This window comes from Kineococcus gypseus (assembly GCF_050871305.1).
Lineage (GTDB): Bacteria > Actinomycetota > Actinomycetes > Actinomycetales > Kineococcaceae > Kineococcus > Kineococcus gypseus.
Genome location: NZ_JBJLRD010000040.1, coordinates 1 through 26,914 on the forward strand (window position 1 = coordinate 1; position 26,914 = coordinate 26,914).

Below are 26,914 nucleotides of genomic sequence, written 5' to 3' on the forward strand. Positions count from 1 at the left end.
ACATGCGGGTTGTGGTAATGTTTGTCGCGCGCGCGGTGGGGGCGGTAGCGGGGCCCCCGGCGGGCCCCGCGGGGGTCGCCCTGGCCCCGGAGGAGCGCAAGAGCCAGGGCCTGCTGCTCGACGAGCCGGTGTACCGCAACATCACCCTGTCGACGTTCGGGCGCTTCGCGCGCGGCCCGCTGCTCGACGAGCGCGCCGAGCGCGCGGCGGCCCGCGAGCGCATCGCCGCCCTGGACCTGCGCCCGGACGACCCGGACCGGCCGGTGCGCACCCTCTCCGGCGGCAACCAGCAGAAGGCGATGCTCGCGCGCTGGCTCGTGCACGGGTGCCGCGTGCTGCTGCTGGACGAGCCCACGCGCGGCGTGGACGTGGGCGCGCGCGCCGAGATGTACGCCCTGGTGGGTTCCCTCGCCGAGGCCGGCAACGCCGTCGTGGTCGTCTCCAGCGAGATCGAGGAGGTCCTCGGCCTGTCCGACCGCGTCCTCGTCGTCGCGGAGGGCCGCGTGCTGCACACCGGCCCGGCCGACCGCATCGACGAGCACGGCGTGCTCGACCTCGTCATGGAAGGACGTGCCGCGTGAGCGAGCAGCTGCCCCCCTCGCTGTCGACCGCGGGTTCCGTCCCGCCGGAGGCGGACCACCCCTCGCCGCTGCAGCGCGGCGGTCCGGCGCCCGGCGCCCCGGCGGGCCGGCGCGGGCGGGCGCTGAGCGGGGCGGGCGGGCGCAGCGTCGGCCTGGTCGTCGCCCTGGCGCTGCTGTGCGTCGTCGGCGTGGCCACGGCCGGCGAGCGGTTCGCCAGCGTCGACAACCTCATGACGGTCCTGCGCCTGGCGGCCGTCGTCGGCGTGCTGAGCATCGGGATGACGTTCGTCATCACCGGCGGCGGCATCGACCTGTCGGTGGGTTCCGTGCTCGGCCTGGCGTCGGTGTGGGCGACGACGCTGGCGACGCAGACGATCGCGCAGGACACCCACTGGCTGGTGATGGTGTCCACCGCGCTGCTCGTCGGCACCGCCTGCGGCGTCGTCAACGGCGTGCTCATCGCCTACGGGCGGGTCGTCGCCTTCATGGCCACCCTGGCCATGCTGGTCGCCGCGCGCGGCCTGGCGGAGATCATCTCGAACCGCCGCACGCAGATCGTGCAGGTGCAGCCCTTCCTCGACGCCTTCCAGGCCGACGTGCTGGGCATCCCGGTGCTGGTGTGGGTGTTCGCGCTCGTGGCGGTGGCCGGGTGGTTCGTGCTGAACCGCACGACGTTCGGCCGGCGCACCGTGGCGGTGGGCGGCAACCCCGAGGCCGCGCGCCTGGCGGGCATCGCCGTGCGGCGGCACACCGCCTACCTGTACGCCCTCTCCGGCCTGACCGCCGGCATCGCCGCGGTGATGATGCTGGCGCGCACCACCGCCGGTTCGTCCACCCACGGCCAGCTCGTCGAGCTCGACGCCATCGCGGCCGTGGTGGTCGGCGGCACCCTGCTCGCCGGCGGGCGCGGCAGCATCGTGGGCACCGTCTTCGGCGTCCTCATCTTCACGACCCTGACGAACGTCTTCGTGCAGAACAACCTCTCCAGCTCGGCGCAGGCCGTCGCCAAGGGCGCGATCATCGTCGTCGCCGTGCTGCTCCAGCAGCGCCTCGCCGCGCGCTCGCGGCGCACCTGACGACCCCGCACCCGAGCACGACGCCCGCTCCCGCAGCGCCACCCCGCCCAGGAACCGACCCCAGGAGGATCCCCATGCCCGCACCCCGCAGCGCGCTGCGCCGCTGGCTCGTCCGCACCGGTGCCGCGGCGGCCGCCGCCGCGCTGCTGACCGCCTGCACCTCCAACACCCCGGCCGAACCCGAGGGCGGCTCCTCGGCCGCGCCCGCCGCGGCCGCCGGCGGCAACGACGAGCCGGGTGAGCAGGTCGTCATCGGCTTCTCCGCCCCGGCCGCCGACCACGGCTGGATGGGCGCCATCACCTCCGCCGCCCGCGCGGAGGCCGAGCGCTACGAGGACGTCGAGCTGCGGGTCGCGGAGGGCACCAACGACGTCAACCTCCAGATCAGCCAGGTCGAGCAGTTCATCAACGACGGCGTCGACGCCATCGTGCTGCTGCCCTACGACGGCGCCGCGCTCACCCAGGTCGCCACCCGCGCCATGGAGGCGGGCATCCCCGTCGTCAACGTCGACCGGGAGTTCTCCAGCCCCTTCGCCGCGCGCACCACCGTCCTCGGCGACAACTACGGCATGGGCGTCTCGGCGGGCACGTACGTGTGCGAGCAGGTCGGCGACGACCCGGGCGCCGTCGTCGCCGAGATCGCCGGCATCGACTCGCTGCCCCTGACGCAGGAGCGCAGCCAGGGCTTCGCCGACGCCCTGGCCGACTGCGGCCTGGACGTCGACAACCGCGTCGCCGCGGACTTCACCGTCCAGGGCGGGCAGCAGGCCGCCGCGAACCTGCTGCAGGCCGCCCCGCGGATCGACGCGCTGTGGAACCACGACGACGACCAGGGCGTCGGCGTCATGGCCGCGATCGACGAGGCCGGGCGCGACGAGTTCGTCATGGTCGGCGGGGCCGGCTCGGCCAACGTCATGCGCGAGATCCAGGCCGGCGACTCCGTGCTCAAGGCGACGGTGATCTACCCCTCGACCCAGGCGGCCGACGGCGTCCGCCTGGCCCGGCTCATCGCCCAGGGCAAGTCCATGGGCGACCTCGTCGAGGTGGAGGTGCCCCGCACCGTCCAGCTGTACGCGCCCGTCGTCACGGCCGAGAACGTCGAGCAGTACCTGCCCACCGCGTTCGAGTCCTGAGGCCCCCGGCGCCGGCGCGGGTCAGCGCCGGCGCCGGCGCCCGCGGGCGGTCCAGCCCAGGTACGCCGTCAGCGAGCCGACGGCCGCCACGCCCAGCGCCGCCAGCTTCGTCTCGTGCGGCTTCAGGCGCTCGGGGTCGGTGGAGGCCAGCAGCGCCAGCGCCTCGATCCCGGCGGCGGTGACCATCGCGACGACCAGGCGGTTGCCGATGCGCTCGACCCGCGCCACCAGCGGGTCCAGCTCGTCGGTGCGCACCGAGACCGAGACGCCGTCGCGGTCCAGGACGTCCAGCAGCCGCCCGAGCTGCCCGGGCAGCTCCACGCCCAGCGAGGCGGCGTCCACCCCGGCCTGGCGCAGCCGGCGCGCGATGGCCACCGGGTCCAGGTGCCCGGTCACCAGCCGGCGCGCGTAGGGGCCCAGCACGCTGCCGATCTGGAAGCCGGGGTCCAGCGTGGAGCCCAGCCCCTCCGTCATCACGATCATCTTCACGACCAGGGCCAGGTTGCGCGGCAGCGCCAGGTGGTGCCGGCGCAGGATCTCCAGCACGTCGCGCACGACGTCGGCGATGCGCACCTTGCCCAGGGGCAGGCCCTCGTAGCGGCTGAGCAGGTAGCCGGCGTCCGCGGTGAGCCGGCCGCGGTCCACCCGCTGCTTGGTCACGCCGATCTCGGCGAACGCGGCCGCGATGCGCGCGGGGTCGCGGCGCTCGAACGCCGCCAGCAGCCCCGCCAGGTGCCGGCGGGTGCGCTCGTCGACCTCGCCGACCATGCCGTAGTCCAGCAGCCCGATGCGCCCGCCGGGCTCGATGAGGAAGTTGCCCGGGTGCGGGTCGGCGTGGAAGAAGCCGTGCTCGAAGACCATGTCGGCCATGAGGCGGGTCGCGCGCGCCGCCAGGGCGCTGCGGTCCACCCCCGCCTGGTCCAGGGCCTGCAGGTCGCTGATCTTGGTCCCGCGCAGCCGCTCCAGCGTGATCACCCGCGAGGTGGTGGTGTCCCAGTGCACCCGCGGGACGTGGATGTCGGGGTCGCCCTGGAAGTTGCGGGCGAAGCGCTCGGCGTTCTGGCCCTCCTGCAGGTAGTCCAGCTCCGCGCGCAGGGTGTCGGCGAAGTCGGTGGTCAGGCCCACCAGGTCGTAGTCGGCGGCCGCGGACCAGCGCTGCGCCGCGCGCGCGGCCAGCGCCCGCAGGATCTCCAGGTCCGCCTCCACCTCCTCCACCACGCCGGGCCGGCGCACCTTGACGACGACCTCGCTGCCGTCGGCCAGCGCGGCCGCGTGCGCCTGCCCGATGGAGGCGCTGGCCAGCGGCACCGGGTCGAAGCGCCGGAACACCTTCTCCGGGTCCGCGCCCAGCTCCTCGCGCACCGCGGCGCGCACCACCTCCAGCGGCACGGGGGAGGCGCGGTCCTGCAGCTTCTCCAGCTCGTGCTGGAACGCCGGGCTGAGCAGGTCCGGGCGCGTGGAGAGGATCTGCCCGAGCTTGACGGCGGTGGGGCCCAGCTCCTCCAGCACGAGGCGCACGTGCACGGCGACGGAGTGGGTCTGCTCCAGGCCCGCGCGCGCCGGGGCGCGCCGGTCGGTGCGCACCCAGCGCTCCATCCCCAGGGCGTGCACGAAGTAGCCCAGCCCGTGCCGGTACAGGACCCGGCTGATCTGGAGGTAGCGGTCCTGGTGGCGCACGGACCCCATCCTGACCCCTCGAGGCGCGGCGCGCGACGGCCCGCCCCGCTGCGGGAGCGGGGCGGGCCGTCGGTGCGCCCCCCGAGAGGGCCGAGCTCACAGCTTGCGCGAGATGAGGGCCTGCTTGACCTCGGCGATCGCGCGGGTCACCTGGATGCCGCGCGGGCACGCCTCGGAGCAGTTGAAGGTCGTGCGGCAGCGCCACACGCCCTCCTTGTCGTTCAGGATCTCCAGGCGCAGGTCCGAGCCGGTGTCGCGGCTGTCGAAGATGAAGCGGTGGGCGTTGACGATGGCCGCTGGGCCGAAGTACTGCCCGTCGTTCCAGAACACCGGGCAGCTGGAGGTGCACGCCGCGCACAGGATGCACTTGGTGGTGTCGTCGAAGCGCTCGCGGTCGGCCTGGGACTGGATCCGCTCGCGGGTCGGCTCGGCGCCCTTGGCGATGAGGAAGGGCATCACCTCGCGGTAGGAGGCGAAGAAGGGCTCCATGTCGACGATCAGGTCCTTCTCGACCGGCAGGCCCTTGATCGGCTCGATCGTGATGGGCTTGGCGATGTTGAGGTCCTTCAGCAGCACCTTGCACGCCAGGCGGTTGACGCCGTTGATGCGCATGGCGTCGGAGCCGCACACGCCGTGCGCGCACGAGCGCCGGAACGTCAGGGAGCCGTCGACCTCCCACTTGACCTTGTGCAGCGCGTCCAGCACGCGGTCGGTGCCGTACATGGTGAGGCGGTGGTCCTCCCAGCGCGGCTCGTCGTCGCGCTCGGGGTCGTACCGGCGGATGCGCAGCGTCACGTCGAAGCTGGGCACCTCGCCGGTGCCGCCGATGGTGCCGCCCTCGCGCGGCTGCGCGCCCCCGGAGCCCTCGCGGGCGCGGTCGGCGGACTTGGCCGGGCCGGCCTCGGCGTTGGTCTCGGAGGGGTCCTGTTCGGTGGTGGACATCAGTACTTGCGCTCCATCGGCTGGTACCGCGTCTGGACGACGGGCTTGAAGTCCAGGCGCATCGTGGTCTTCCCGTCGGCGCCGGCCTCTCGGTACACCATCGTGTGCCGCATGAAGTTGACGTCGTCGCGGTTGGGGTAGTCCTCGCGGAAGTGCCCGCCGCGCGACTCCTTGCGCTCCAGGGCGCCCAGGCACATCACCTCGGCGAGGTCGAGCAGGAAGCCGAGCTCCAGCGCCTCGAGCAGGTCGAGGTTGTAGCGCCGCCCCTTGTCCTGCACGGCGGCGCGCGCGTAGCGCTCGCGCAGGCGCTCGATGTCCGTCAGCGCCTGCTTGAGGGTGGCCTCGGTGCGGAACACCTGGGCGTTCAGGTCCATCGACTCCTGCAGCTCCGCGCGGATCGCGGCGATCCGCTCGGTGCCGGCGGGGCGGTCGCGCAGCTCGGTCAGCTGCGCCACCACGGCCGCCTCGGGGGCCTCGGGCAGGGCGACCCACTGCGCCTTCGAGGCGTACTCCGCCGCGGCGATGCCGGCGCGGCGGCCGAAGACGTTGATGTCCAGCAGCGAGTTGGTGCCCAGGCGGTTGGAGCCGTGCACGGACACGCACGCCACCTCGCCGGCGGCGTACAGGCCGGGCACGACGTGGGTGTTGTCCGAGAGAACCTCGGCCTCGACGTTGGTGGGCACCCCGCCCATGGCGTAGTGGGCCGTCGGGTACACCGGGACCGGCTCGGTGTACGGCTCCACGCCCAGGTAGGTGCGGGCGAACTCGGTGATGTCCGGCAGCTTGGCGTCGATGTGCGCCGGCTCCAGGTGCGTCAGGTCGAGCAGGACGTAGTCCTTGTTCGGCCCGGCGCCGCGGCCCTCGCGCACCTCGTTGGCCATCGAGCGCGCGACGATGTCGCGCGGCGCGAGGTCCTTGATGGTGGGCGCGTAGCGCTCCATGAACCGCTCGCCGTCGGCGTTGCGCAGGATGCCGCCCTCGCCGCGCGCGGCCTCGGACAGCAGGATCCCCAGGCCCGCCAGGCCGGTCGGGTGGAACTGGAAGAACTCCATGTCCTCCAGCGGGATGCCGCGCCGGTAGGCGATGCCCATGCCGTCGCCGGTCAGGGTGTGCGCGTTGGAGGTGGTCTTGAAGACCTTGCCCGCGCCGCCGGTGGCCAGCACGACGGACTTGGCCTGGAAGACGTGGATCTCGCCGGTGGCCAGCTCGTACGCCACCACGCCGGCGACGCGCTTGTCGCCGGGCACGCCGTTGCTCGGCGGGGTCTGCGCGGCCGGCTGCCCGACGGCGCCCTCGATCTCGTCGCCGGTGCGCGCCTCGCCGGCGGGCACGAGCAGCAGGTCGAGCACGTAGAACTCGTTGAAGAACTCCACCTCGTGCTTGACGCACTGCTGGTACAGGGTCTGCAGGATCATGTGGCCGGTGCGGTCCGCGGCGAAGCACGAGCGGCGCACGGGCGCCTTGCCGTGGTCGCGGGTGTGCCCGCCGAAGCGGCGCTGGTCGATGCGCCCCTCGGGGGTGCGGTTGAAGGGCAGGCCCATCTTCTCGAGGTCGAGGACCGCGTCGATGGCCTCCTTGCACATCACCTCGGCCGCGTCCTGGTCGACGAGGTAGTCGCCGCCCTTGACGGTGTCGAAGGTGTGCCACTCCCAGTTGTCCTCCTCGACGTTCGCCAGCGCGGCGCACATGCCGCCCTGGGCCGCACCGGTGTGCGAGCGCGTCGGGTAGAGCTTGGTGAGCACCGCGGTGCGGGCCCGCTGGCCGGCCTCGAGGGCCGCGCGCATCCCTGCGCCGCCGGCGCCGACGATGACGACGTCGAACTGGTGCGTCTGCACAGCTTCCTCCTTCGGTCCGGTCAGTCGGAGACGGTCGGGACCTCGTCCGCGGGGGCGCAGAACGAGAAGTCGTGGGCGGGGGAGGAGCAGGGGTCGAACGTGAAGATGACCAGGGTCCCCACGACGATCACCACGAGGGTCGCCAGGTACAGCGCCATCTTGAGCCAGAACCGCGTGCCGTCGCGCTCGGCGTAGTCGTTGATGACGGTGCGCACGCCGTTGGCGCCGTGCAGCATCGCCAGCCACAGCATCAGCAGGTCCCAGGTCTGCCAGAACGGGCTGGCCCACTTGCCGGCCACGAAGCCCCAGTCGACCTGGTGGATGCCCTCGCCCGTCATGAGGTTGACGAAGAGGTGGCCGAAGACCAGCACGATCAGCGCCAGGCCCGACATGCGCATGAACAGCCAGCCGTACAGCTCCCAGTTCGTGCGCGTGGAGCGCGTGCGCCGGTACGGCGAGCGCGGCGCCTCCAGCGCGGGCGCGTACCGGGCGCCGGGGGTCTGCTCGGGTGCACTCATCTGCGGGCCCCTCAGTGGGAGAAGACGATGGACAGGTGGCGCACCAGGAACGGCACCATGAGCACCGTCCACAGCACCACGACGCCCCAGAACAGCTTGCGCTGGTGCTGGGTCCCCTTGTGCCAGAAGTCGACGAGGATGATGCGCACGCCGTTGAGGGCGTGGAAGACCACCGCGCCGACGAGGCCGGCCTCGCCCAGGCCCATCACGGGGTTCTTGTACTGCGCGATCACGCCGTCGTAGACCTCCGGCGAGATGCGCACGGTGGCCGTGTCGAGCACGTGCACGAGGAGGAAGAAGAAGATCAGCACGCCCGAGATGCGGTGCGCGACCCAGGACCACATGCCCTCGCGACCGCGGTAGAGCGTGCCCGGCGGCTTGACCCTGGTCCTGCTGGCGCTCCCCTGGGGCGGGGTGAGGCTCGTGGCCACCGGCGTCCTCCTCGTTCGGTCCGACGCCGGGTCCCCCCGGGCTCCGGCGCACGGGTGGCGGCGTCCGTCGACCATGGTAGGCGGGCCGGGCCCGGCGGCCCCGCCGCGGAGGGCCGTGCGGAGGTTTTGTGACGAAGGACTCACGCCGGGCGAGCCGCCCCGCCCGGACGGGTGGAGGGCCCTGCCGGGACCGGCACCCCTCCGCCCGCTCGGGTGCGATCCGGCCCGCGGCACGGGGCGCCCCGGTAGGTTCGCCCCGACGTGCCATCGGACGGGGAGGGGCCTCACGTGCAGCAGGCTGGCGGGACGGACGGGACCGGCGCGACGGGCGCGACGGGCGCGACGGGCGGGGGCGACGCGGCGGCGCGGGCGGCGGCGGGCGTCGCGGGCGGCGCCGAGGGCGCCGAGGCCCGCCCGGGGGTGGTGCCCTGGTCGGCCGACGACCTCGAGCACGCCCTGATCGACCTGTCCGACTTCCACGCCGTGGTGCCCGCCGGCGGCGCGGGGACGCGGCTGTGGCCGCTCTCGCGCAGCGACCGGCCCAAGTTCCTCCTGGACCTCACCGGCCGCGGGCGCACCCTGCTGCAGTCGACCTGGGACCGCCTGCTGCCGCTGACCTCCCCGGAGCGCACCTGGGTGGTCACGGGCCGCTCGCACGCCGACGCGGTGTGCGAGCAGCTGCCCGAGCTGCCGGCGGACAACGTGCTGCGCGAGCCGTGCCAGCGCGACTCCGCCGCCGCGATCGGCCTGGCGGCCGCAGTGCTGGTGCGCCGCGACCCCGAGGCCGTGCTGGGCTCCTTCGCCGCCGACCACAACATCTCCGGCCGCGACGACTTCGAGTCCTCCGTGGAGGAGGCCGTGGTCACCGCCCGGCGCGGCTTCGTCGTCACCATCGGCATCGCCCCCTCGCACCCGGCCACCGGCTTCGGCTACATCCGCCTGGGCAAGCGGCTGCGCCTGCAGGGCGCGCCCAACGCGCGCCGGGTGCTGCAGTTCAAGGAGAAGCCGGACGCGCGCACCGCCTCGGCGTACCTGTCCACCGGCGACTACCGCTGGAACGGCGGCATGTTCGTCACCCGCGCCGACGTCCTGCTGGAGCTGCTGGCCGAGCACGCGCCGGCCCTGCACGCGGGCCTGCAGCGCATCGCCGACGCCTGGGACACCCCGCGCCGGGACGCGGTGCTGGCCGAGCAGTGGCCGGCGCTGCCGTCCATCGCCATCGACCACGCGGTGGCCGAGCCGGCGGCCGAGGCCGGCCGCGTGGCGGTCGTGCCGGCCACCTTCGGCTGGGACGACGTCGGCGACTTCTCATCCCTGGCCGAGCTGCTGCCCGCCGAGGTCGACGAGCCGCGCGTGCTCGGCGACCCCGACCTGGTGATCACCGACCAGGTCGCCGGCGGCCTGGTCGTGCCCGGCACCGGCCGCGTCGTGGCGCTGCTGGGCGTGGACGACATCGTCGTGGTCGACACCCCCGACGCGCTGCTGGTGACCACCCGCGCCCGCGCCCAGGAGGTCAAGAAGCTCGTCGAGCGCGCCCGCGACGCCGGGCTGGACTCGGTGGTCTGAGCGGGTGGCCGCGGTCGGGGGGCACCCGGCCGCGGGGGTAGCGTCCGGGGCGTGAGCAGCGAGACGGCCGGCGGCGCGCGCACGGCGCCCCCGGTGCCCGGCGCGGCCCCGGCCGCGCCGGAGCGCGGCGGGACGGCCCTGGGCGGGCCCTCGCCGCGGCTGCTGGCCGGCCTGGCCGCCGCCCACCTGCCCGCGGTGGTGGCGCTGCGCCGCGACGTGCACGCCCACCCGGAGCTGGCGCGCGCGGAGCACCGCACCACCGCGGCCGTGAGCGCGCTGCTCTCCGCCGGCGGGCTGGAGGTGCGCGCGCTGCCGGGCACCGGGCTGGTCGCCGAGACGGGCCCGGCGCGCGGGCCGGCGGTGGGGGTGCGCGCCGACCTCGACGCGCTGCCGCTGCAGGAGCTCACCGGCCTGCCGTACGCCTCCACCGTGCCGGGCGTGGCGCACGCGTGCGGCCACGACGTGCACACCGCCACCGTCGCCGGCGCCGCCCTCGTGCTGGCCGACCTGCACCGCGCCGGCGCGCTGGGCCACCGGGTGCGCCTGCTCTTCCAGCCCGCCGAGGAGGTCATGCCCGGCGGGGCGCTGGACCTGGTGGCCGCCGGGGTGCTCGAGGGCGTGGCGGCGCTGTACGGCCTGCACTGCGACCCCACCCTGGACGTGGGCACCGTCGGGCTCAAGGCCGGGCCGATCACCTCCGCCTCCGACCACGTCACGGTGCGCCTGTCCGGCACCGGCGGGCACACCTCGCGCCCGCACCTGGCCGGCGACCTCGTCTTCGCGCTCGGGCAGGTCGTCACCCAGCTGCCCGCGGTGATCGCCCGGCGCGTGGACCCGCGCGCGGGGGTGAACCTGACCTGGGGCGCTGTGCACGCCGGGGACGCCGCCAACGCCGTGCCCGCCGAGGGCTACGCCGCGGGCACGCTGCGCTGCATGGAGACGGACGCGTGGCAGCACGCCGGCGAGCTGGTCGAGGAGGTCGTGGCCGACCTGGTGCGCCCGTACGCGGTGCGCTCGGAGGTCTCGCTGGTGCGCGGGGTGCCGCCGGTGGACAACGACGCCCGGGCCACCTCGGTGCTCGAGGACGCCGCGCGCGCGGTGCTGGGCCGCGAGGCGGTGCTGCCCACCCGGCAGTCGCTGGGCGGGGAGGACTTCGCCTGGTACCTGCACGACGTGCCCGGCGCGATGGTGCGCCTGGGCACGCGCACCCCCGGCGGCCCCGTGCACGACCTGCACCGCGGCGACTACGCGCCCGACGAGGCGGCGATCGGCGCGGGCGTGCGGGTGCTCGCCGCCGCGGCCGCCGCTCCGCGCGCGCTGCTCCGGTGAGGTCGTCCTGGCGGCCCGGAGGGTCGCGCTCCGGTCACGTTGCGCGCCGAGTGGACCGGGAACGCCCAGGATGCGCACTACGATGACCGCGCGCTCGCCGGATCGCCTCCGGCGCGGGGCGCGCCCGACCCGCCGGACGACACGCCCGACGACCAGGAGGACACCACCCGTGAAGACCTTCACCCGACTCGCGCCGGCCGCCGCCGTCGGTGCCGCCCTGCTGCTGCTGGCCTCCTGCGGCGAGCGCCCGGACGACACCGCCGCCGACGGCTCCGGCGCCACCGGCGGGGGCGGGAGCTTCTCGGCCTGCATGGTGCTGGACACCGGCGGCGTCGACGACCGCTCCTTCAACCAGTCCTCCTGGGCCGGCATGGAGGCCGCCGCGGAGCAGAACCCGGACATCCAGATCGACTACGTGCCCTCCGCGGACGACGCGCAGTACACGCCGAACCTGCAGGCGCAGGTGCAGAACGGCTGCGACACCGTCATCGGCGTCGGCGGCCTGATGGCCGACTCCATGAAGGAGGTCGCCACCGCCAACCCCGACCAGTCCTTCGCCGAGATCGACTCCTCCTCCGAGCTGGAGAACGTCTACGGCCTGCAGTACAACACCGCCGAGGCGGCGTTCCTGGCCGGCTACCTCGCCGCGGGCATGACGCAGACCGGTGTCGTGGGCACCTGGGGCGGCCTGCCCATCCCGCCCGTGACCATCTTCATGGACGGCTTCTGGGAGGGCGTGCAGCACCACAACCAGCAGAAGGGCACGAACGTCCGGGTCCTGGGCTGGGACGAGAACAACCCCGGCGGCGGCACCTTCGCCAACAGCTTCGTCGACCAGGGCGCGGGCCGCTCCATCACCGAGACCCTCGCCAGCCAGGGCGCCGACATCGTCATGCCGGTCGCCGGCCAGGCGGGCCTGGGCGCCGGCGCGGCCGCGGAGGCGGCCGGCGGCAGCCTGAACCTCATCTGGGTGGACACCGACGGCTGCGTCAGCGCCGAGCAGTACTGCGACTACTTCATGTCCTCGGTGACGAAGAACCTCACCGACTCGGTGCGCGACTACGTCCTGGCCGCCGCCGAGGGCGAGGCGCCGACCGGCTCCTACGTGGGCACCCTGGAGAACGAGGGCGTGGGCCTGGCCCCGTTCAACCGCTTCGAGGACCGCGTGCCGGCGGAGCTGAAGACCGAGCTGGAGCAGGTGCGCCAGGGGATCGTCGACGGCACCATCCAGATCACCTCGCCGAACGCCGTCTCCGCCGGCTGACGCGCGCAGCACCGCAGCAGCACCCAGCAGCACGCAGCACGCAGCAGCACCGCACCGACCGACGCAGGGCGACGAGGGGAACGACGCGCACGTGGAGCTGGAACTCCGGGGCATCACCAAGCGCTTCGGGTCCCTCGTCGCCAACGACGGGATCGACCTGACCGTGCGCGAGGGCGAGATCCACGCCCTCCTCGGCGAGAACGGCGCGGGCAAGAGCACGCTGATGAACGTGCTGTACGGCCTGCACCGGCCCGACGAGGGGCAGGTCCTGATCGACGGGCGCCCGGTGGAGTTCTCCTCCCCGGGCGACGCCATGGCGGCGGGCATCGGCATGGTGCACCAGCACTTCATGCTGGTGCCCGGCTTCACCGCCACGGAGAACATCGTGCTGGGCGCCGAGCTCACGCGCGGCGGCGGTCTGCTGGACCGCCGCCGCGCGCGCGAGCGGGTGGTGGAGACCTCCCGGCGCTTCGGGCTGGCCGTGCCCCCGGACGCCCTGGTCGGCGACCTCGCCGTGGGCGTGCAGCAGCGCGTGGAGATCCTCAAGGCGCTGCTGCGCGAGGCGAGGGTGCTCGTGCTCGACGAGCCGACCGCGGTGCTCACGCCCGCCGAGACCGACGACCTCATGCGCGTCATGCGCGAGCTGGCCGATGCGGGCACCTCCATCGTCTTCATCACGCACAAGCTGCGCGAGGTGCGGGCGGTGGCCGACCGCATCACCGTCATCCGCCGCGGGCGCGTGGTCGGCTCGGCCGAGCCGAGCGCCTCGGCCGAGGAGCTGGCCGCCCTGATGGTCGGGCGCGACGTGCGCCTGGTCGTGGACAAGGCGCCGGCCGCCCCGGGCGAGGCGGTGCTGGACGTGGCGGGCCTGCGGGTGACCGACCCCTCCGGCGCCGTGCTCGTCGACGACGTCAGCCTGACCGTGCGCGCCGGCGAGGTGCTGGCGATCGCCGGGGTGGACGGCAACGGCCAGAGCGAGCTGACGCGCAGCGTCGTGGGCCTGCAGCCGGCCGCCGCCGGCGCGGTGCGCCTGTCCGGCGAGGACGTCACCGGCCTGCCGGTGCGCGAGCTGCTGCGCCGGGGCGTGGGCTACGTGCCCGAGGACCGCCTGCACGACGGCCTGGTGGCCTCCTTCAGCATCGCCGAGAACCTCGTGCTCGACCTCGTGGACACCCCCGCCTACTCCACCGGCCCGTCCGTGGACCGCGCCGCGGTCGAGCGCAACGCCGCCGAGCGCGTGGCCGAGTTCGACATCCGCGCCGCCGGGCCGCAGGCGGCGGTGTCCACCCTCTCCGGCGGCAACCAGCAGAAGGTCGTGCTGGCCCGGGAGATGTCCCGCCCGCTGAAGCTGCTCGTGGTCGCCCAGCCCACCCGCGGCGTCGACGTCGGCAGCCAGGAGTTCGTGCACCAGCGCATCGTCGCCGAGCGCGACCGCGGTGCCGCCGTCCTGCTCGTGTCCACCGAACTCGACGAGGTGCGCGCCCTGGCGGACCGCATCGTCGTCATGTACCGCGGCCGCGTGGCCGGGGAGGTCGGCCCGGACGCCGACTCCGAGCAGCTGGGCCTGCTCATGGCCGGCGCGCAGCCGCAGGGAGGAACCGCGTGAGCACCGACGCCCCGGCGAGGCCGGGAACGCCCCCGGCGGGCAGCCCCGCGCGCCGCCGCCCCTCGCGGGGCGGGGAGCTGCTCGTCACCGCCTTCGCCGTGCTCGGCGCCCTCGTCGTGGGTGCGGTGCTCATCGCGATCGGCGACGCGCGCACGCGCGCCGCGGCGAGCTACTTCTTCTCCTACCCGTGGGACACCCTCACCAACGCCTGGTACGCCGTGCGCGACGCCTACCTGGCGCTGCTGGAGGGCGCGCTGTACAGCCCGGACCTGTCCGGCAAGGGGGCGCTGGGGCCGGTCTCGGAGACCCTCGTCAACGCCACGCCGCTGGTGCTGGGCGGGCTGGCGGTGGCGCTGGCGTTCCGGGTGGGCCTGTTCAACATCGGCGCGCAGGGCCAGCTGATCCTCGGCGCGATCGCCGGGGCGTGGCTGGGCTTCGCGGTGGACCTGCCCGCGGGCCTGCACCTGGTGGCCGCGCTGCTCGGCGGCCTGCTCGGCGGCGCGCTGTGGGGCGCCCTGGTCGGCTGGCTCAAGGCCCGCACCGGCGCCCACGAGGTCATCACCACGATCATGCTGAACTACGTGGCGATCAACCTGCTGAACCTCCTGCTGACCACCCGCGGGTTCCAGCGCCCGCCCTACGGGCAGGCCATCTCCGAGCAGGTCGACGGCTCCGCGCGCCTGCCGCTGCTGCTGGGCAGCCCGCTGCGCGTGCACGCGGGCCTGCTGCTGGCGCTGCTGGCGGCCCTCGGCGTGCACTGGCTCTTCTCCCGCGCGCGCCTGGGCTTCCGGCTGCGCGCCGTCGGCGCCAACCCCGACGCCGCCCGCACCGCCGGCATGGACGTCGGCCGCCTGCAGGTGGTGGCCATGGGCCTGTCCGGGGCGCTGGCCGGGCTGGCCGGCGCCTCGCAGGTTCTCGGCGTCAGCGGCAGCGTCACCGGCAGCGTCGCCGGCACCATCGGCTTCGACGCCATCACCGTGGCGCTGCTGGGGCGCAACAACCCCTGGGGCGTGGTCGGCGCCGGCCTGCTCTTCGGCGGCCTGCGCGCCGGCGGCGTGCAGATGCAGTCGGCCACCGGCGTGCCCGTCGACCTCGTCGGCGTGCTGCAGGCCCTCATCGTGCTGTTCATCGCCGCCCCCGCCCTGGTGCGGGCGGTGTTCCGGCTGCGCGCCGGCGGTGCCGGCGTGGGCACCGAGCTGGCGGGGGGGTGGAGCCGGTGAGCGCCGCCCGGCCGCAGGCGCGGCCCGCCGAGGTCGTCACCCACGAGGTCGTCGAGCCGCCCGTCAGCCGCCGGCTGCGCGTCGTCACGGGCGTGCTGCTGCTGCTCGTGGGACTGGTCGCGGTCGTGGGCTGGGGCCTGGGCTCCGGCCCGGGCGACGCCACCTTCTCCTTCGGCGGGGGCACCGCCGTGCAGCTGCCCGACCTGACGCTGCCGGGCACGGCCACGCCCGTCGTGCTGGGCGCGGTGGTGGCCCTGCTGGGCGCCTACCAGCTCGTGCGCGGCTTCCGCGCCCGCCGGGCGCCGCTGGTGGCCGGCGTCGCGGTCCTCTGCTTCGTCGTGGCGTTCCTGGCGTGGGCCATGAGCGGCGCCGAGGGCGCCTCCATCGACCTGGTGGGCCTGCTGCGCCAGACGCTGTTCCTGGCCACGCCCCTGGTGCTGGGCGCGCTGGCCGGGGTGCTGGGCGAGCGCAGCGGCGTGGTCAACGTCGCCATCGAGGCGCAGCTGCTCACGGGTGCGTTCACCGCCGCGCTGGTCGGCTCGCTGGCCACCAGCCTGGGCGCCGGGGTGGTCGGCGGCGTGCTCGCGGGCGCCCTGGTGGGCTGGCTGCTGGCGGTCTTCGCGATCCGCTACCGCGTCAACCAGGTCATCCTCGGCGTGGTCCTCAACGCCGCCGCGCTGGGCTTCACCGGCTGGGCGTACAAGGCGCTGATGCAGTCCGACACCCAGCGCTACAACGCCCCCGGCGTGCTGCAGCCGCTGCCGGTGCCGGTGCTCTCCGAGGTCCCCGTCCTCGGGCCGCTGCTCTTCCAGGCCAACGTCGTCGTCTACCTGATGTACGTGCTGATCGTGGTGCTGCAGGTGGTGCTCTTCCGCACCCGCTGGGGGCTGCGCACCCGCGCCGTGGGCGAGCACCCGAAGGCCGCGGACACCCTGGGCGTGCCGGTGCTGCGCGTGCGCTACGTCAACGTCGTCCTGGCCGGCGGCATGGCCGGGCTGGGCGGGGCGTTCCTGTCCGTGGGCACCATCGGCCCGTTCACCGAGAACATGTCCGCCGGCAAGGGCTTCATCGCCCTGGCCGCGGTCATCTTCGGCCGCTGGACGCCGCGGGGCGCCGTGGCGGCCTCGCTGCTGTTCGGCTTCTTCGCCGCCCTGCAGACCCTCGTGGGAGTCCTGCCCTACGGCTCCGAGGTGCCGGCCAGCCTCCTGTCGGCCCTGCCGTACCTGGCCACGGTCTTCGCGGTGGCCGGCTTCGTCGGGCGGGTGCGCCCCCCGGCGGCGAGCGGGGAGCCGTACCCGTCGTGAGCGAGGGGACCACCGTGACCGGCATCGACTTCGACGCCCTGCGCGCCGCCGCGCGCGCGGCGCTGGCCCACTCGTACTCGCCGTACTCGCGCTTCCCCGTCGGGGCCGCCGCGCTCGTCGACGACGGGCGCGTGGTGAGCGGGGCGAACATCGAGAACGCCTCCTACGGCGTGACGCTGTGCGCCGAGTGCACCCTCGTGGGGCAGCTGCGCATGAGCGGCGGTGGGCGCCTGGTGGCGTTCGCCTGCGTCGACGGCGCCGGCGGGGTGCTCATGCCGTGCGGGCGCTGCCGGCAGCTGCTGTACGAGTTCGGCGGCCCGACGCTGCTGGTGGACACCCCCCGCGGGGTGCTGCCCATGACCGAGGTCCTGCCCGACGCGTTCGGCCCGCACGACCTCGACGACCCGACCCGCAGGAACGCCCCAGAGGAGCCCCGCCCGTGAGTCAGCGGTTCGCCGCCGTCGACGTCATCCGCACCAAGCGCGACCGCGGGGAGCTCTCCGACGAGCAGATCGACTGGGTGCTCGACGCCTACACCCGCGGCGAGGTCGCCGAGGAGCAGATGTCGGCGCTCGCGATGGCGGTCCTGCTCAACGGCATGACCCGGCGCGAGGTGTCCCGCTGGACCGCGGCGATGATCGCCTCCGGCTCGCGCCTGGACTTCACCGACCTGCCGCGGCCCAGCGTGGACAAGCACTCCACCGGCGGGGTGGGCGACAAGACCACCCTGCCGCTGGCGCCGCTGGTGGCCGCGTGCGGCGCGGCGGTGCCGCAGCTGTCCGGGCGGGGCCTGGGCCACACCGGCGGCACCCTGGACAAGCTGGAGTCCATCCCGGGCTGGCGCGCCTCGCTGGAGCTGCCCGAGATCCGCCGGCAGCTCACCGACGTGGGCGCCGTGATCTGCGCGGCCACCGGCGACCTCGCCCCGGCCGACAAGAAGCTCTACGCGCTGCGCGACGTGACCGGCACCGTGGAGGCGATCCCGCTGATCGCCAGCTCCATCATGAGCAAGAAGATCGCCGAGGGCACCAGCGCGCTCGTGCTCGACGTCAAGACCGGCTCCGGGGCGTTCATGAAGGAGCTGGCGCAGTCGGTGGAGCTGGCCGAGGCCATGGTGGCGCTGGGCACCGACGCGGGCGTGCGCACCACCGCGCTGGTCACCGACATGTCCACCCCGCTGGGCCGCACCGCCGGCAACGCGCTGGAGGTGCGCGAGTCCGTGGAGGTCCTCGCCGGCGGCGGGCCCGCCGACCTGGTGGAGATCACCCTGGTCCTGGCCCGCGAGATGCTCGCCGCTGTGGGCCTGGACGCCGTCGACCCCGCCGACGCCCTGGCCGACGGGCGCGCCATGGACGCCTGGCGGCGCATGGTCGCCGCGCAGGGCGGCGACCCCGACGCCGCGCTGCCCACCGCCGCGCACACCCACGACGTGCTCGCCGGCGCCGACGGGTACCTCACCGAGGTCGACGCGCTGGCCGTGGGCGTGGCGGCCTGGCGCCTGGGCGCCGGGCGGGCCCGGCGCGAGGAGGCCGTGCAGGCCGGTGCGGGCGTCGAGCTGCACGCGGTGCGCGGCGAGCGCGTGCGCGCCGGTCAGCGCGTGGCCACCCTGCACACCGACACCCCCGAGCGCTTCGCGTGGGCGCTGGAGGCGCTCGAGCCGGGCCTCGCCGTCGGCGACGCCGCGCCCGCCCCCGTGCCGCTGGTGCACCGCCGCGTCACGGCCTGAGACCGGACGGGGGAGGAGCAGCGCGGCCCGCGTGCCCCGGGCCGCGCGAGCTGACACGATCGTCGCTCGACCGACAGCCGCGACCGGACAGGGACGAGGGGACGAGATGTCGACGCCGGGGAACGAGCAGTACGGGCCGCCGCCGGGCTACGGGCAGCAGGGCGGGTACGGCCAGCAGGGCGGCTACGGGCAGCCCGGCGGGTACGACCAGCCGTACGGCGCCAGGCCGCGCAACGGCGCCGGCACCGCCTCGCTGGTGCTGGGCGTCATCGGCCTGCTGCTGTGCTGGGTCGTCGGCATCGGGCTGCTGCCGGGAGTCATCGGGCTCGTCCTCGGGATCGTCGGCCTGCGCCGCGCCCGGCGCGGGCAGGCCACCAACCGCGGCGTGGCGCTCGCCGGTGTGATCACCAGCGCGCTGGCCGTCGTGGTCAGCGCCGTCTTCCTGGCGCTGACCATCGCCGTCGGCTCCGCGTTGTGGAACAACGGTGGCGCCGACCTCACGCAGTGCCTGCGCGACGCGGGGAACGACGTCGCCGCCCAGCAGCAGTGCCAGCAGGAGTTCAACGAGAACCTCGGCGTGGACCAGGACGTCGCGCAGAGCTGAGCCGCCCGTCAGGCGGCGTCGGTGAGGGTCTTGAACTCCTCGTCGGTCAGCTGCACGTCGGCCGCCCCGAGGTTCTCCTCCAGGTGCGCCACCGAGGAGGTGCCGGGGATCGGCACGACCACGGGGGAGCGGCGCAGCAGCCACGCCAGCGCGAGCTGGCCGGTGGTGGTGCCCGGGTGGTTGCCGGCCACCGCGTCCAGCGGCCCGCCCGGGCGCGCCAGGGAGCCGGCGTCCACGGGCGCCCACGGGATGAACGCGATGCCCTGCTCGGTGCAGAAGTCCAGCAGCTCCTCGGCGCGGCGGTCGCCGAGGTTGTAGCGGTTCTGCACGGAGGCGACGGGCAGTCCCGCGGCCTGCGCGGCGCGCACCTCCTCCACGTCGACCTCGGACAGGCCGACCTGCTTGACGAGGCCCTCGTCGAGGAAGGACTTGATCTCGCCGAACTGCTCCTCGCGCGGGACCTTCGCGTCGATGCGGTGCAGCTGCCACAGGTCGACCTGCTCGACGCCCAGGCGCCGCATCGACATGAGCAGGCACTGGCGCAGGTACTCCGGGCGCCCCAGCGGCGGCCACACGTCCGGGCCGTGCCGGGTCAGCCCGCCCTTGGTGGCGATGACGACGTCGCCGTAGCCGGAGCCGTCGTGCAGGGCCTCGCGGATGAGGTCCTCGGAGACGTACGGGCCGTAGGAGTCAGCGGTGTCGATGAACGTCACGCCGAGCTCGACGGCGCGGCGCAGCACGCGCAGCGCCTCGTCGTGGTCCTTCGGCGGGCCCCAGATGCCGGGGCCGGTGATGCGCATCGCGCCGAAGCCGAGGCGGTGGACGCTCTTGCCGCCCAGGTCGATGGTGCCGCTGTCCGCGACGGTCACGGGTTTCCTCCTCGGGGGGTCGGTGGACGGCGCCCGCGGGCGCCGCGACGACGCTACGTCCGCTGCGCCACGGCCGCCACGGCACGGCGCGGGCCGGGGTTGCGGTGCCGCGCCGGGGCCCTGCGCCCGCCCGGCCGCCCGCCGCCGGGGCGCCACCAGTTGGCCGGCCCCAGCGCGGCCACCAGCGCCGGTGCCAGCACCCCGCGCACGACGGTGGCGTCGATGATGATGCCCAGCGCCAGCGCCGTGGCGAGGATCTTCACCTCCGTGGCCGGCACCCGCGAGAGCGAGATGAACGCCAGGAACAGGATGAGCGCGGCGGAGCTGACCAGGCGGCCGGTGCGCGCCACGCCGTCCACCGTGGCGGCGTCGGTGTCCCCGCTCTCGTCGTACTCCTCGCGGATGCGCGAGAGCAGGAAGACCTCGTAGTCCATCGAGAGCCCGAACAGGAACGCGAAGACCGCGATGGGCACCCACGTGGTGATCGAGCCGGAGGCGGTCTGGTCGAACAGCGCCTCGGTGAGGAACCCCTCCTGCCAGATGAGCACCGTCATCCCGTACGCGGCGGCGATGGAGACGACGTTGAGCAGCAGCGCCTTCAGCGGCAGCACCACCGAGCGCAGCGCCACCGCGAGCAGGGCGAAGGTGACGACGACGATGAGGCCGACGACCCACCAGGCGTTGCCGTAGACGGCGTCGAGGAAGTCGGCGTCCTGGGCGGGCACCCCGCCCACGCGCGCGCCGGTGGCCTCGGCCGCCGCGCGCACGGCGGCCACCGCGTCCGCGCCGGCGGAGGTGGTCGCGTCGCGCTCGGTCCACACCTCCACGATCGACGTCGTCCCGTCGCTCCACGCCGCCGGCGCGAGCGCCCCGGCCACGCCGTCCACGGCGCCGACGGCCGCCAGCACGGCGGCGGGGTCGTCGGTGAGCACCTCCACGGGCAGGGTCAGGCCCGCGCCGGGGGAGGCGCCGTCCAGCAGGCGCACCGCCTCGGCGGCCGGGCCGCCGGTGGAGGCCAGCGAGGCGTCGCTGGGCTGGCCCAGGCGCAGGCCCAGCACGGGGGAGGCCAGCGCCAGCAGCAGCGCGCTCGCCAGGACGGTGGAGACCCAGCGGTGGCGCACCACGAGCGTGCCCACGCGCCGCCAGGCGCGGCTGTCGGGGGCGGCGGCGCGCCGGTGCGGCCAGTCCAGGCGCCGCCCGGCGATCAGCAGCAGCGCCGGCAGCAGCGTCAGCGAGGTCAGCACGCTGACCAGCGGGATGAGCAGCCCCGTGAAGCCGACGCTGCGCAGGAACGGCACCGGCAGCACGATGAGCGCGGCCAGGCTGACGGCCACCGTGACGCCGGAGAAGAGCACCGAGCGCCCCGCGGTGGCCAGCGCCGCCTCCACGGCCGCGCGCGCGTCCAGGCCGTTGCCGAGCTCCTCGCGCCAGCGCGTGACGATGAGCAGGGCGTAGTCGATGGCCACGCCCAGGCCGATGAGCGAGAGCAGGAACTGCACGATGAAGGAGATGTCGGTCAGGCCCGTCAGGGCCCACACGACGGCGAAGGTCGTCAGGATCGAGGCGGCGGCCACCACCAGCGGCATCACCGCCAGCGCCGAGCCGAAGACCAGCAGCAGCACGACGAGGGCGCCCACCGCGCCGAAGAGGGTCTCGGCGAGCACGTCGGCGCCCCCGCCGCCCTCCTCCTGCCCGGCGGCCAGGGCGTCCTTGCCCGTCACCGCCACCGGCGGGCCCTGGGCGCTCGCCCGCGCCGCCACCCCCTGCAGGGCCGGCAGCGCGGCGGCGAACGGCGCCGGGCCGGGCACCGGCGGGTAGTGCACGAGCACCACGCCCAGCGTCCCGTCGTCGGAGAGCAGCTCGGGGCTCTCGGCGAAGGAGGTCGTGCGCGCCCCGGGCACCGCCGCGGTGACGGCCGCCACGAGCGGCTGCGCCGCGGCCGCCTGGACGGGGGCCGTGCCGTCGCCGACGACGAGCAGCAGCGGGGCGACGTCGCCGCCGGAGCCGAAGCGCTCGACGACCTCGCGGTTGGCCTCGTAGCCGGGCTGGCCGGGCAGGCCGAAGTCGTAGGTCAGGGCGTCGACGGCGCGCGGGGCGGCGAAGGCGCCGAACGCGGTCAGCAGGACCCAGGCGGCCAGGACCCACCAGCGGCGGGCGACGACGAGGCGGGCGAGACGGTGCACGTGGTGATCGTCGGGGGCGGCGGGCCGTCGCGCAGCCCGGGCGGGGCGATCCGGCGTGGTCCTGCCGCGCCGCGCCTCAGCGCGGCTCCGCCGGGGCCCGGCCCCCCACCCCGGCGTCCTCGCCGAGCCGGCGCTGCCACCACGTGACGTCGTGCCAGGCCCCGTGCTTGAACCCCACCCGCCGGTAGGTGCCCACCCGCTCGAAGCCCGTCGCCACGTGCAGGCCGGTGCTGGCCGGGTTCGGCTCGGTCACCCCCGCCAGGACCGCGTGGTACCCGCGCCGCTCCAGGCGCGCGAGCAGCTCGCCGTACAGCAGGCGCCCGGCGCCGGTGCGCCGGCGCCCGGTCTCGGCGTACACGCTCACCTCGCACGACCAGCGGTAGGCGGGCCGGGCCGCGAACGGCCCGGCGTACGCGTACGCCACCACCCGCGGCCCGTCCGCGCCGGCCTCCTCGGCCACCAGCCAGGCGTGCCGCTGCTGCGCCCGCGCGATGCGCCGGCCCACCTCGGCCGCGTCCGGGGGCTCCTCCTCGAAGGAGACGGCGGTGCCGCGCACGTACGGGGCGTACAGCGCCGCGCAGGCGCCGGCGTCGTCGGGCGTGGCGTCGCGGACGCTCAGCGGGGACACGCCCGCAGGTTAGGGGCGGGCGCGAGCTGCCAGGATCGGGGGGTGAGCACCCTCGACGACATCCGCGCCCTGCCCAAGGTGTCCCTGCACGACCACCTCGACGGCGGCCTGCGCCCGGCGACCATCGTGGAGATCGCCTCCGCCAACGGGCACGTGCTGCCCACCACCGACCCCGACGAGCTCGCGCAGTGGTTCCGCGAGTCCGCCGACTCCGGCTCCCTGGTCCGCTACCTCGAGACGTTCGAGCACACCGTCGCGGTCATGCAGGACGCCGAGTCGCTGGCCCGGGTGGCCACCGAGGCCGTCCTCGACCTCGCCGAGGACGGCGTGGTCTACGGCGAGCTGCGCTACGCGCCCGAGCAGCACCTGCGCGCCGGGCTGAGCCTGGACGAGGTCGTCGTCGCGGTGGAGGAGGGCATGCGCCGCGGCGAGCGGCTGGCCGCCGAGGCCGGGCGCCCGATCCGCGTGGGCACCCTGCTGACCGGCATGCGCCACGCCGACCGCTCCCTGGAGATCGCCGAGCTGACACTGCGGCACCGCGACGACCCCGACGGCCGCGTCGTCGGCTACGACATCGCCGGCGCCGAGGCGGGGTTCCCGCCCGCCCGCCACCGCGAGGCGTTCGACCTGCTGCACGCGGCGGGCTTCCCCGTCACCATCCACGCCGGCGAGGCCGCCGGGGTGGAGAGCATCGCCGAGGCGCTCTTCCCGTGCGGGGCGCAGCGCATCGGGCACGGCGTGCGCATCGTGGAGGACGTCGAGTTCGGCGGGGGCACCGACCGCCTCGGCCTGCCGAACGCCCGGCTGGGCCGGGTGGCGACCTGGGTGCGCGACCGCGGCGTCGTGCTGGAGCTGGCGCCGTCGAGCAACGTGCAGACCGGCGCGGCCACCAGCGTGGCCGAGCACCCCGTCACCGCGCTGAAGGACCTCGGCTTCTCCGTCTCGGTGAACACCGACAACCGGCTGGTCTCGGCCACCACCCTCTCGCGGGAGTTCGCGCTCCTGGTGGACGAGGCGGGCTGGACGCTGGAGGACGTCGAGCGCGCCACCATCACCGCGCTGTCGGCGTCGTTCCTGCCGTTCCCGGAGCGGCTCGCGCTGGCCGCCGAGGTGGTCCGCCCCGGTTTCGACGCCGCCGCCGGCTGAGGGGTCAGGGCCGCGGGCGGACCGCGCGCTGCTGCCGGGCGATCGCCTTCCAGCGGCCCGCGCGCTCCGCCCGCAACCGCGCGTCGGTGCGGGCGGCGAAGAACTCCCGCTCGCGCTCGAGCTTGCGGTAGCTCTCCAGGCGCCGGCGCCCGATCACCCCGGCGTCGATCGCGGCGAGCACCGCGCAGCCGGGTTCGCAGGCGTGGGTGCAGTCGCTGAAGCGGCAGTCCACCGCGAGGTCCTCCACGTCCGCGAACGCCCGCTCCACGCTGGGCGCGGGACCCTCCGCGCCCAGGCCGACGCTGCGCAGGCCGGGGGTGTCCACGAGCACCAGCCCGCCCGGCACCGCCAGCAGTTCGCGGTGCACGGTGGTGTGCCGGCCCTTGCCGTCGCCGGAGCGCACCGCCGCGGTGGCCAGGCGGTCCTCGCCCAGCAGCGCGTTGGCCAGGGTGGACTTGCCCGCCCCCGAGGGCCCGACGAGGGCGACGGTGCCGCGCAGCGCCGCGCGCAGGTCCTCCACGCCGGCGCCGCGCTCGGCGCTGACCGCGTGCACGCCCGCGCCCGGTGCGGCCGCCTCCACCTCGGCCAGCGCCTCGGCCAGCTCCGGCCCGCTCAGCAGGTCCGTCTTGGTGAGCACCACCACCGGCTGGGCGCCGGAGGCCCAGGCGAGCGCGAGGAACCGCTCGACGCGCCCGAGCGGGGCGCGGCGCGCGGGCGCGACGACCACGGCGACGGTGTCCACGTTGGCCGCCAGCACCTGCTCGTCCGAGCGCCCCGACACGTCGGCGCGCGTCACCGCGGTGCGCCGCGGCAGCACCGCGAGCAGCCGCGGCTCCCCGCCCGCCAGGCCGAGGACGACCCAGTCGCCGGTGGTGGGCTCGGGCAGCGCGCCGCGCGCGGCGGCCACGCGCTGCGGGCCCAGCGGGGTGCGCACGTCGAGCGCGCCGCGGTGGGCGCGGGTGACCCGGGCGGGCACCAGCGGCCCGGGGTGCTCGCGGTGGTGCCGCGCCAGCGCCAGCTCCCAGCCCTCGTCCCACCCGTAGGGGGCCAGGGGGTGCTGCGCGGCGCTCGTCTCCTGCGCGGGAACGGTCACGGCACGACGGTAGGAACCCGTCCCCGCGGCGGGCGACGGGTTTTCCCGCGGCCGCTACCGCGCTCGCGGCTCAGCCGGTGAGGGAGACCTCGTGGAACAGCGGCGCGAGCAGCCGCGCGTCGTCCGGTGCGGGCCCCTCCCGCGGAGGCAGCACGCGGGTGCCGGCGGCCGCGGCGGCGCGGCGCACCGCGGCGGTGAACGCTTCCCCGGCCCAGCGCGCGTCGAGCACCTCCACCCCGCCGGCCACCAGCGCCGCCGTGGCCGGCTCCTGCGGCAGCGCGGCGGCAGCCCCGTCGCCCAGCTCGGCGACCACGGCGTCGGCCAGCCGCTCCAGCGTCGCGCCGCCGGTGAGCACGCACGAGCCGCCCGCGGCCAGCACCGCCAGGGCCGTGCGCACGGTGGGCAGCAGCCGCCCCGCCCCGAGCACCCCCACCACGACCGGGGGCACCGAGCCGGGCAGGCGGGGCACCAGCAGGTCGAGCTTGTCGGCCCAGCCAGCCCAGCGCACCGCGGTGTCGATGCAGTGGTCCACCGCGGCCAGCGCCTCGGAGAGCCGGCAGCCCTCGGTGCGGCGCACCAGCTCCACCAGCTCCGCGCGGCGCGCCTCCAGGTCCACCGCCACCGACAGCAGCGCCCGCCCGCGCCGCAGCGGCGCGGTGGCGGCCACGGCGGCACCGCCCCCGGCGGCCGCGGTGAGCACCTTGCGCACCACGTCCTCGCCCACGGCGGGCTCCGCGGCGGGCTCCGCGGCGGGCTCCGCGGCGGGCTCCACCGCCTCACCCACGGCAGGCCCGCAGCAGCAGCCGCGCGTCCAGGCGCGCGTCCGGGCCGGCCGGGGCGTCCAGCCCCAGGCGCTCGCGGGTCGCGCCGGCGAGCCAGCCGCGACGCTCCGGGCCGGCGGGGCCCCACACCGTCACGGCGGTGGCGCCCTCCAGCAGCGTGCGCGGGTCCGTGCCGGCGCGCACGGTGCGCACGCCCAGCACCGGGCCGGGCGGCGGGGGCAGGGTGCGCCGGCCGGTGGCCACCACCGCCGGCGGCGCCCACCACCCGCCGCGCGGCAGGCCCAGCGGCAGCACCGCCCCGCCTGCGACCGCGGCCGCCGCGCGCGCCACCTCCGGGCGCGGGCACGGGCCCACGCGCACGGAGCGCTCCAGCGGGTCGCCCACCCGCAGCGCCGCGGCGCCGGCGTCCAGGCGCGCCACCAGCTCCTCGGCCAGCGGCTCGACGACCAGCGCGCGCGAGCCGCCCGGGCGCGCCTGCGCGCCGTCGGCCAGCCCTGCCAGCAGCGCCGGCACGACCTGCGCGAGGTCCGCCCCCTCGAGCACGACGTCCACGGCGGTGGTGCCGGGGTCGGCCACCAGGGGCGTGCCGCGGTCGGCGAGGTCCAGGGCCAGCTCGCGCAGCCGGCGCGCGTCGCCGTCGGCGCGCACGGCCAGCAGCCCCTCGCCCTCCCACAGCACCGCGTCGGCCACCGGGTCGCCGCCGGGCGCGCTGGCCACCAGACCGGGGGGCAGCCCCGCGTCGGCGCAGGCGCGCACGACGCGCTCGGCCACGGGCGCGGCCTGCGCGTCCGGGCGCAGCAGCACCCCGGCCCCGGCGGCCAGGGCGGCGGCGACGGCGGTGACCACCGCCGCCGGCGCGCTGCGCCAGCTCGTCAGCACCGCCACCGCCCCGCCCGTGCTCGCGCCGGCGCCCAGCACGTCGAGCTTGTCCGCCCACCCGGCGGTGGAGAACGCCGCGTCCAGCAGCCGCGGGCCGTCCACGGCCAGGCCGGCGGCCACGGGCCGGCCGGTGCTCAGCGCGCAGGTGACGGCCAGGGGGTGGGCGTGCTCGGCGAGGACGTCGGCCAGGGTGAACAGGTGCCGGGCGCGGTCCTCGCCGCTGAGCCAGGCCCACTCGGCGCGGCTCGTGGCCACCGCGCGGGCCAGGACGGCGCTGAGCACCTCGTGGCCGGTGTCGGCCACGTCCAGCAGGTGCTCGCCGGTGGCGGGCTGCGCCACGGGGGTGCGCGGGGAGGCGTCGTCGCCACCGGTGGCCGTCAGCTCGGCGGGCAGGCCGGCGGCCGCGGCGTCCTCGCGCGGGGGTCCCTGCCCGCGACCCGGCCGCGCCCGGAGGTGGCGGGGCGCCGCCTCCGCTGCTTCGGGTAGTGGCGAGGTCACGATCAGTGAGTCTACTGAGGCGGG

The 26,914-nt window shown here is 75.8% G+C and carries 24 protein-coding genes; 13 read left to right on the forward strand and 11 right to left on the reverse strand.

Annotated features, from left to right (window positions below; all coding sequences use genetic code 11):
* From ACRYMN_RS14755 to ACRYMN_RS14765, 3 genes are all read left to right on the forward strand, one after another.
* On the forward strand, positions 1 to 581 hold a 581-nt coding region (locus ACRYMN_RS14755; protein ID WP_432496536.1), incomplete at its 5' end, for an ATP-binding cassette domain-containing protein.
* Complete coding sequence (locus tag ACRYMN_RS14760; protein ID WP_432496538.1) at positions 578 to 1,657, forward strand: ABC transporter permease; 1,080 nt, start codon at positions 578 to 580, stop codon at positions 1,655 to 1,657. The genes ACRYMN_RS14755 and ACRYMN_RS14760, both read left to right, overlap by 4 nt.
* A 74-nt stretch (positions 1,658 to 1,731) precedes the next feature.
* Positions 1,732 to 2,790, forward strand: coding sequence for a substrate-binding domain-containing protein (locus ACRYMN_RS14765; RefSeq protein WP_432496540.1), 1,059 nt, complete (start codon positions 1,732 to 1,734; stop codon positions 2,788 to 2,790).
* Between the two features lie 21 nt (positions 2,791 to 2,811).
* Here ACRYMN_RS14765 and ACRYMN_RS14770 read toward each other — a convergent pair whose 3' ends face one another.
* From ACRYMN_RS14770 to sdhC, 5 genes are all read right to left on the reverse strand, one after another.
* On the reverse strand, positions 2,812 to 4,476 hold the full coding sequence (locus tag ACRYMN_RS14770; protein ID WP_432496542.1) for an ABC1 kinase family protein: 1,665 nt from the start codon (positions 4,474 to 4,476) through the stop codon (positions 2,812 to 2,814).
* Positions 4,477 to 4,563: 87 nt separating this feature from the next.
* Positions 4,564 to 5,409, reverse strand: a complete 846-nt coding sequence (locus ACRYMN_RS14775; RefSeq protein ID WP_432496545.1) for a succinate dehydrogenase iron-sulfur subunit — start codon at positions 5,407 to 5,409, stop codon at positions 4,564 to 4,566.
* Entirely contained in the window at positions 5,409 to 7,244 is a 1,836-nt protein-coding gene (locus ACRYMN_RS14780; protein ID WP_432496548.1) for an FAD-binding protein, read from the reverse strand. The genes ACRYMN_RS14775 and ACRYMN_RS14780 overlap by 1 nt, the downstream gene beginning before the upstream one ends.
* Before the next feature lie 20 nt (positions 7,245 to 7,264).
* Positions 7,265 to 7,762 (reverse strand): succinate dehydrogenase hydrophobic membrane anchor subunit, encoded by a 498-nt coding sequence (locus ACRYMN_RS14785; RefSeq protein WP_432496550.1) that lies wholly within the window; start codon positions 7,760 to 7,762, stop codon positions 7,265 to 7,267.
* Between the two features lie 11 nt (positions 7,763 to 7,773).
* Entirely contained in the window at positions 7,774 to 8,193 is a 420-nt protein-coding gene (gene sdhC, locus ACRYMN_RS14790) for a succinate dehydrogenase, cytochrome b556 subunit (protein ID WP_432496552.1), read from the reverse strand.
* Between the two features lie 423 nt (positions 8,194 to 8,616).
* On the opposite strand from sdhC, the gene ACRYMN_RS14795 reads away from it, so the two are divergent.
* The 9 genes from ACRYMN_RS14795 to ACRYMN_RS14835 all read left to right on the forward strand — a co-directional run bounded on the left by ACRYMN_RS14795 (position 8,617) and on the right by ACRYMN_RS14835 (position 18,812).
* Entirely contained in the window at positions 8,617 to 9,759 is a 1,143-nt protein-coding gene (locus ACRYMN_RS14795) for a mannose-1-phosphate guanylyltransferase (protein ID WP_432496618.1), read from the forward strand.
* Positions 9,760 to 9,897: 138 nt separating this feature from the next.
* Positions 9,898 to 11,088, forward strand: coding sequence for an amidohydrolase (locus ACRYMN_RS14800; protein WP_432496620.1), 1,191 nt, complete (start codon positions 9,898 to 9,900; stop codon positions 11,086 to 11,088).
* Between the two features lie 169 nt (positions 11,089 to 11,257).
* Complete coding sequence (locus tag ACRYMN_RS14805) at positions 11,258 to 12,352, forward strand: BMP family lipoprotein (RefSeq protein WP_432496554.1); 1,095 nt, start codon at positions 11,258 to 11,260, stop codon at positions 12,350 to 12,352.
* Positions 12,353 to 12,443: 91 nt separating this feature from the next.
* The gene (locus ACRYMN_RS14810; RefSeq protein WP_432496557.1) at positions 12,444 to 13,958 is read left to right on the forward strand and encodes an ABC transporter ATP-binding protein; all 1,515 of its coding nucleotides are present in this window, start codon (positions 12,444 to 12,446) and stop codon (positions 13,956 to 13,958) included.
* Positions 13,955 to 15,178, forward strand: coding sequence for an ABC transporter permease (locus ACRYMN_RS14815; RefSeq protein WP_432496560.1), 1,224 nt, complete (start codon positions 13,955 to 13,957; stop codon positions 15,176 to 15,178). Before ACRYMN_RS14810 ends, ACRYMN_RS14815 begins: the two co-directional genes overlap by 4 nt.
* A complete protein-coding gene (locus ACRYMN_RS14820) occupies positions 15,175 to 16,482 on the forward strand; it encodes an ABC transporter permease (RefSeq protein ID WP_432496562.1) in 1,308 nt (435 codons plus the stop codon). The genes ACRYMN_RS14815 and ACRYMN_RS14820 overlap by 4 nt, the downstream gene beginning before the upstream one ends.
* Entirely contained in the window at positions 16,479 to 16,925 is a 447-nt protein-coding gene (locus ACRYMN_RS14825; protein WP_432496564.1) for a cytidine deaminase, read from the forward strand. Before ACRYMN_RS14820 ends, ACRYMN_RS14825 begins: the two co-directional genes overlap by 4 nt.
* Positions 16,922 to 18,208 carry a thymidine phosphorylase gene (locus tag ACRYMN_RS14830; protein ID WP_432496567.1) on the forward strand — a complete coding sequence of 429 codons (1,287 nt, stop codon included), beginning with the start codon at positions 16,922 to 16,924 and terminating at the stop codon, positions 18,206 to 18,208. The genes ACRYMN_RS14825 and ACRYMN_RS14830 overlap by 4 nt, the downstream gene beginning before the upstream one ends.
* A 106-nt stretch (positions 18,209 to 18,314) precedes the next feature.
* A complete protein-coding gene (locus ACRYMN_RS14835; RefSeq protein WP_432496569.1) occupies positions 18,315 to 18,812 on the forward strand; it encodes a DUF4190 domain-containing protein in 498 nt (165 codons plus the stop codon).
* An 8-nt stretch (positions 18,813 to 18,820) separates the two neighbouring features.
* Here the strand turns inward: ACRYMN_RS14835 and ACRYMN_RS14840 are convergent, their stop codons facing one another.
* The 3 genes from ACRYMN_RS14840 to ACRYMN_RS14850 form a co-directional block, all read right to left on the reverse strand.
* On the reverse strand, positions 18,821 to 19,681 hold the full coding sequence (locus ACRYMN_RS14840; RefSeq protein WP_432496571.1) for an aldo/keto reductase: 861 nt from the start codon (positions 19,679 to 19,681) through the stop codon (positions 18,821 to 18,823).
* Between the two features lie 53 nt (positions 19,682 to 19,734).
* Positions 19,735 to 21,864, reverse strand: a complete 2,130-nt coding sequence (locus ACRYMN_RS14845; RefSeq protein ID WP_432496574.1) for an MMPL family transporter — start codon at positions 21,862 to 21,864, stop codon at positions 19,735 to 19,737.
* Positions 21,865 to 21,940: 76 nt separating this feature from the next.
* Positions 21,941 to 22,492 (reverse strand): GNAT family N-acetyltransferase, encoded by a 552-nt coding sequence (locus ACRYMN_RS14850; protein ID WP_432496577.1) that lies wholly within the window; start codon positions 22,490 to 22,492, stop codon positions 21,941 to 21,943.
* Positions 22,493 to 22,534: 42 nt separating this feature from the next.
* On the opposite strand from ACRYMN_RS14850, the gene ACRYMN_RS14855 reads away from it, so the two are divergent.
* On the forward strand, positions 22,535 to 23,638 hold the full coding sequence (locus ACRYMN_RS14855; RefSeq protein WP_432496580.1) for an adenosine deaminase: 1,104 nt from the start codon (positions 22,535 to 22,537) through the stop codon (positions 23,636 to 23,638).
* 4 nt (positions 23,639 to 23,642) lie between these two features.
* Here the strand turns inward: ACRYMN_RS14855 and rsgA are convergent, their stop codons facing one another.
* From rsgA to ACRYMN_RS14870, 3 genes are all read right to left on the reverse strand, one after another.
* Positions 23,643 to 24,731 (reverse strand): ribosome small subunit-dependent GTPase A, encoded by a 1,089-nt coding sequence (gene rsgA / locus ACRYMN_RS14860; RefSeq protein WP_432496582.1) that lies wholly within the window; start codon positions 24,729 to 24,731, stop codon positions 23,643 to 23,645.
* 70 nt (positions 24,732 to 24,801) lie between these two features.
* Complete coding sequence (locus ACRYMN_RS14865; RefSeq protein ID WP_432496585.1) at positions 24,802 to 25,503, reverse strand: aldehyde dehydrogenase family protein; 702 nt, start codon at positions 25,501 to 25,503, stop codon at positions 24,802 to 24,804.
* A 4-nt stretch (positions 25,504 to 25,507) separates the two neighbouring features.
* Entirely contained in the window at positions 25,508 to 26,890 is a 1,383-nt protein-coding gene (locus tag ACRYMN_RS14870) for an aldehyde dehydrogenase family protein (RefSeq protein WP_432496587.1), read from the reverse strand.
* Positions 26,891 to 26,914: the final 24 nt, after the last annotated feature.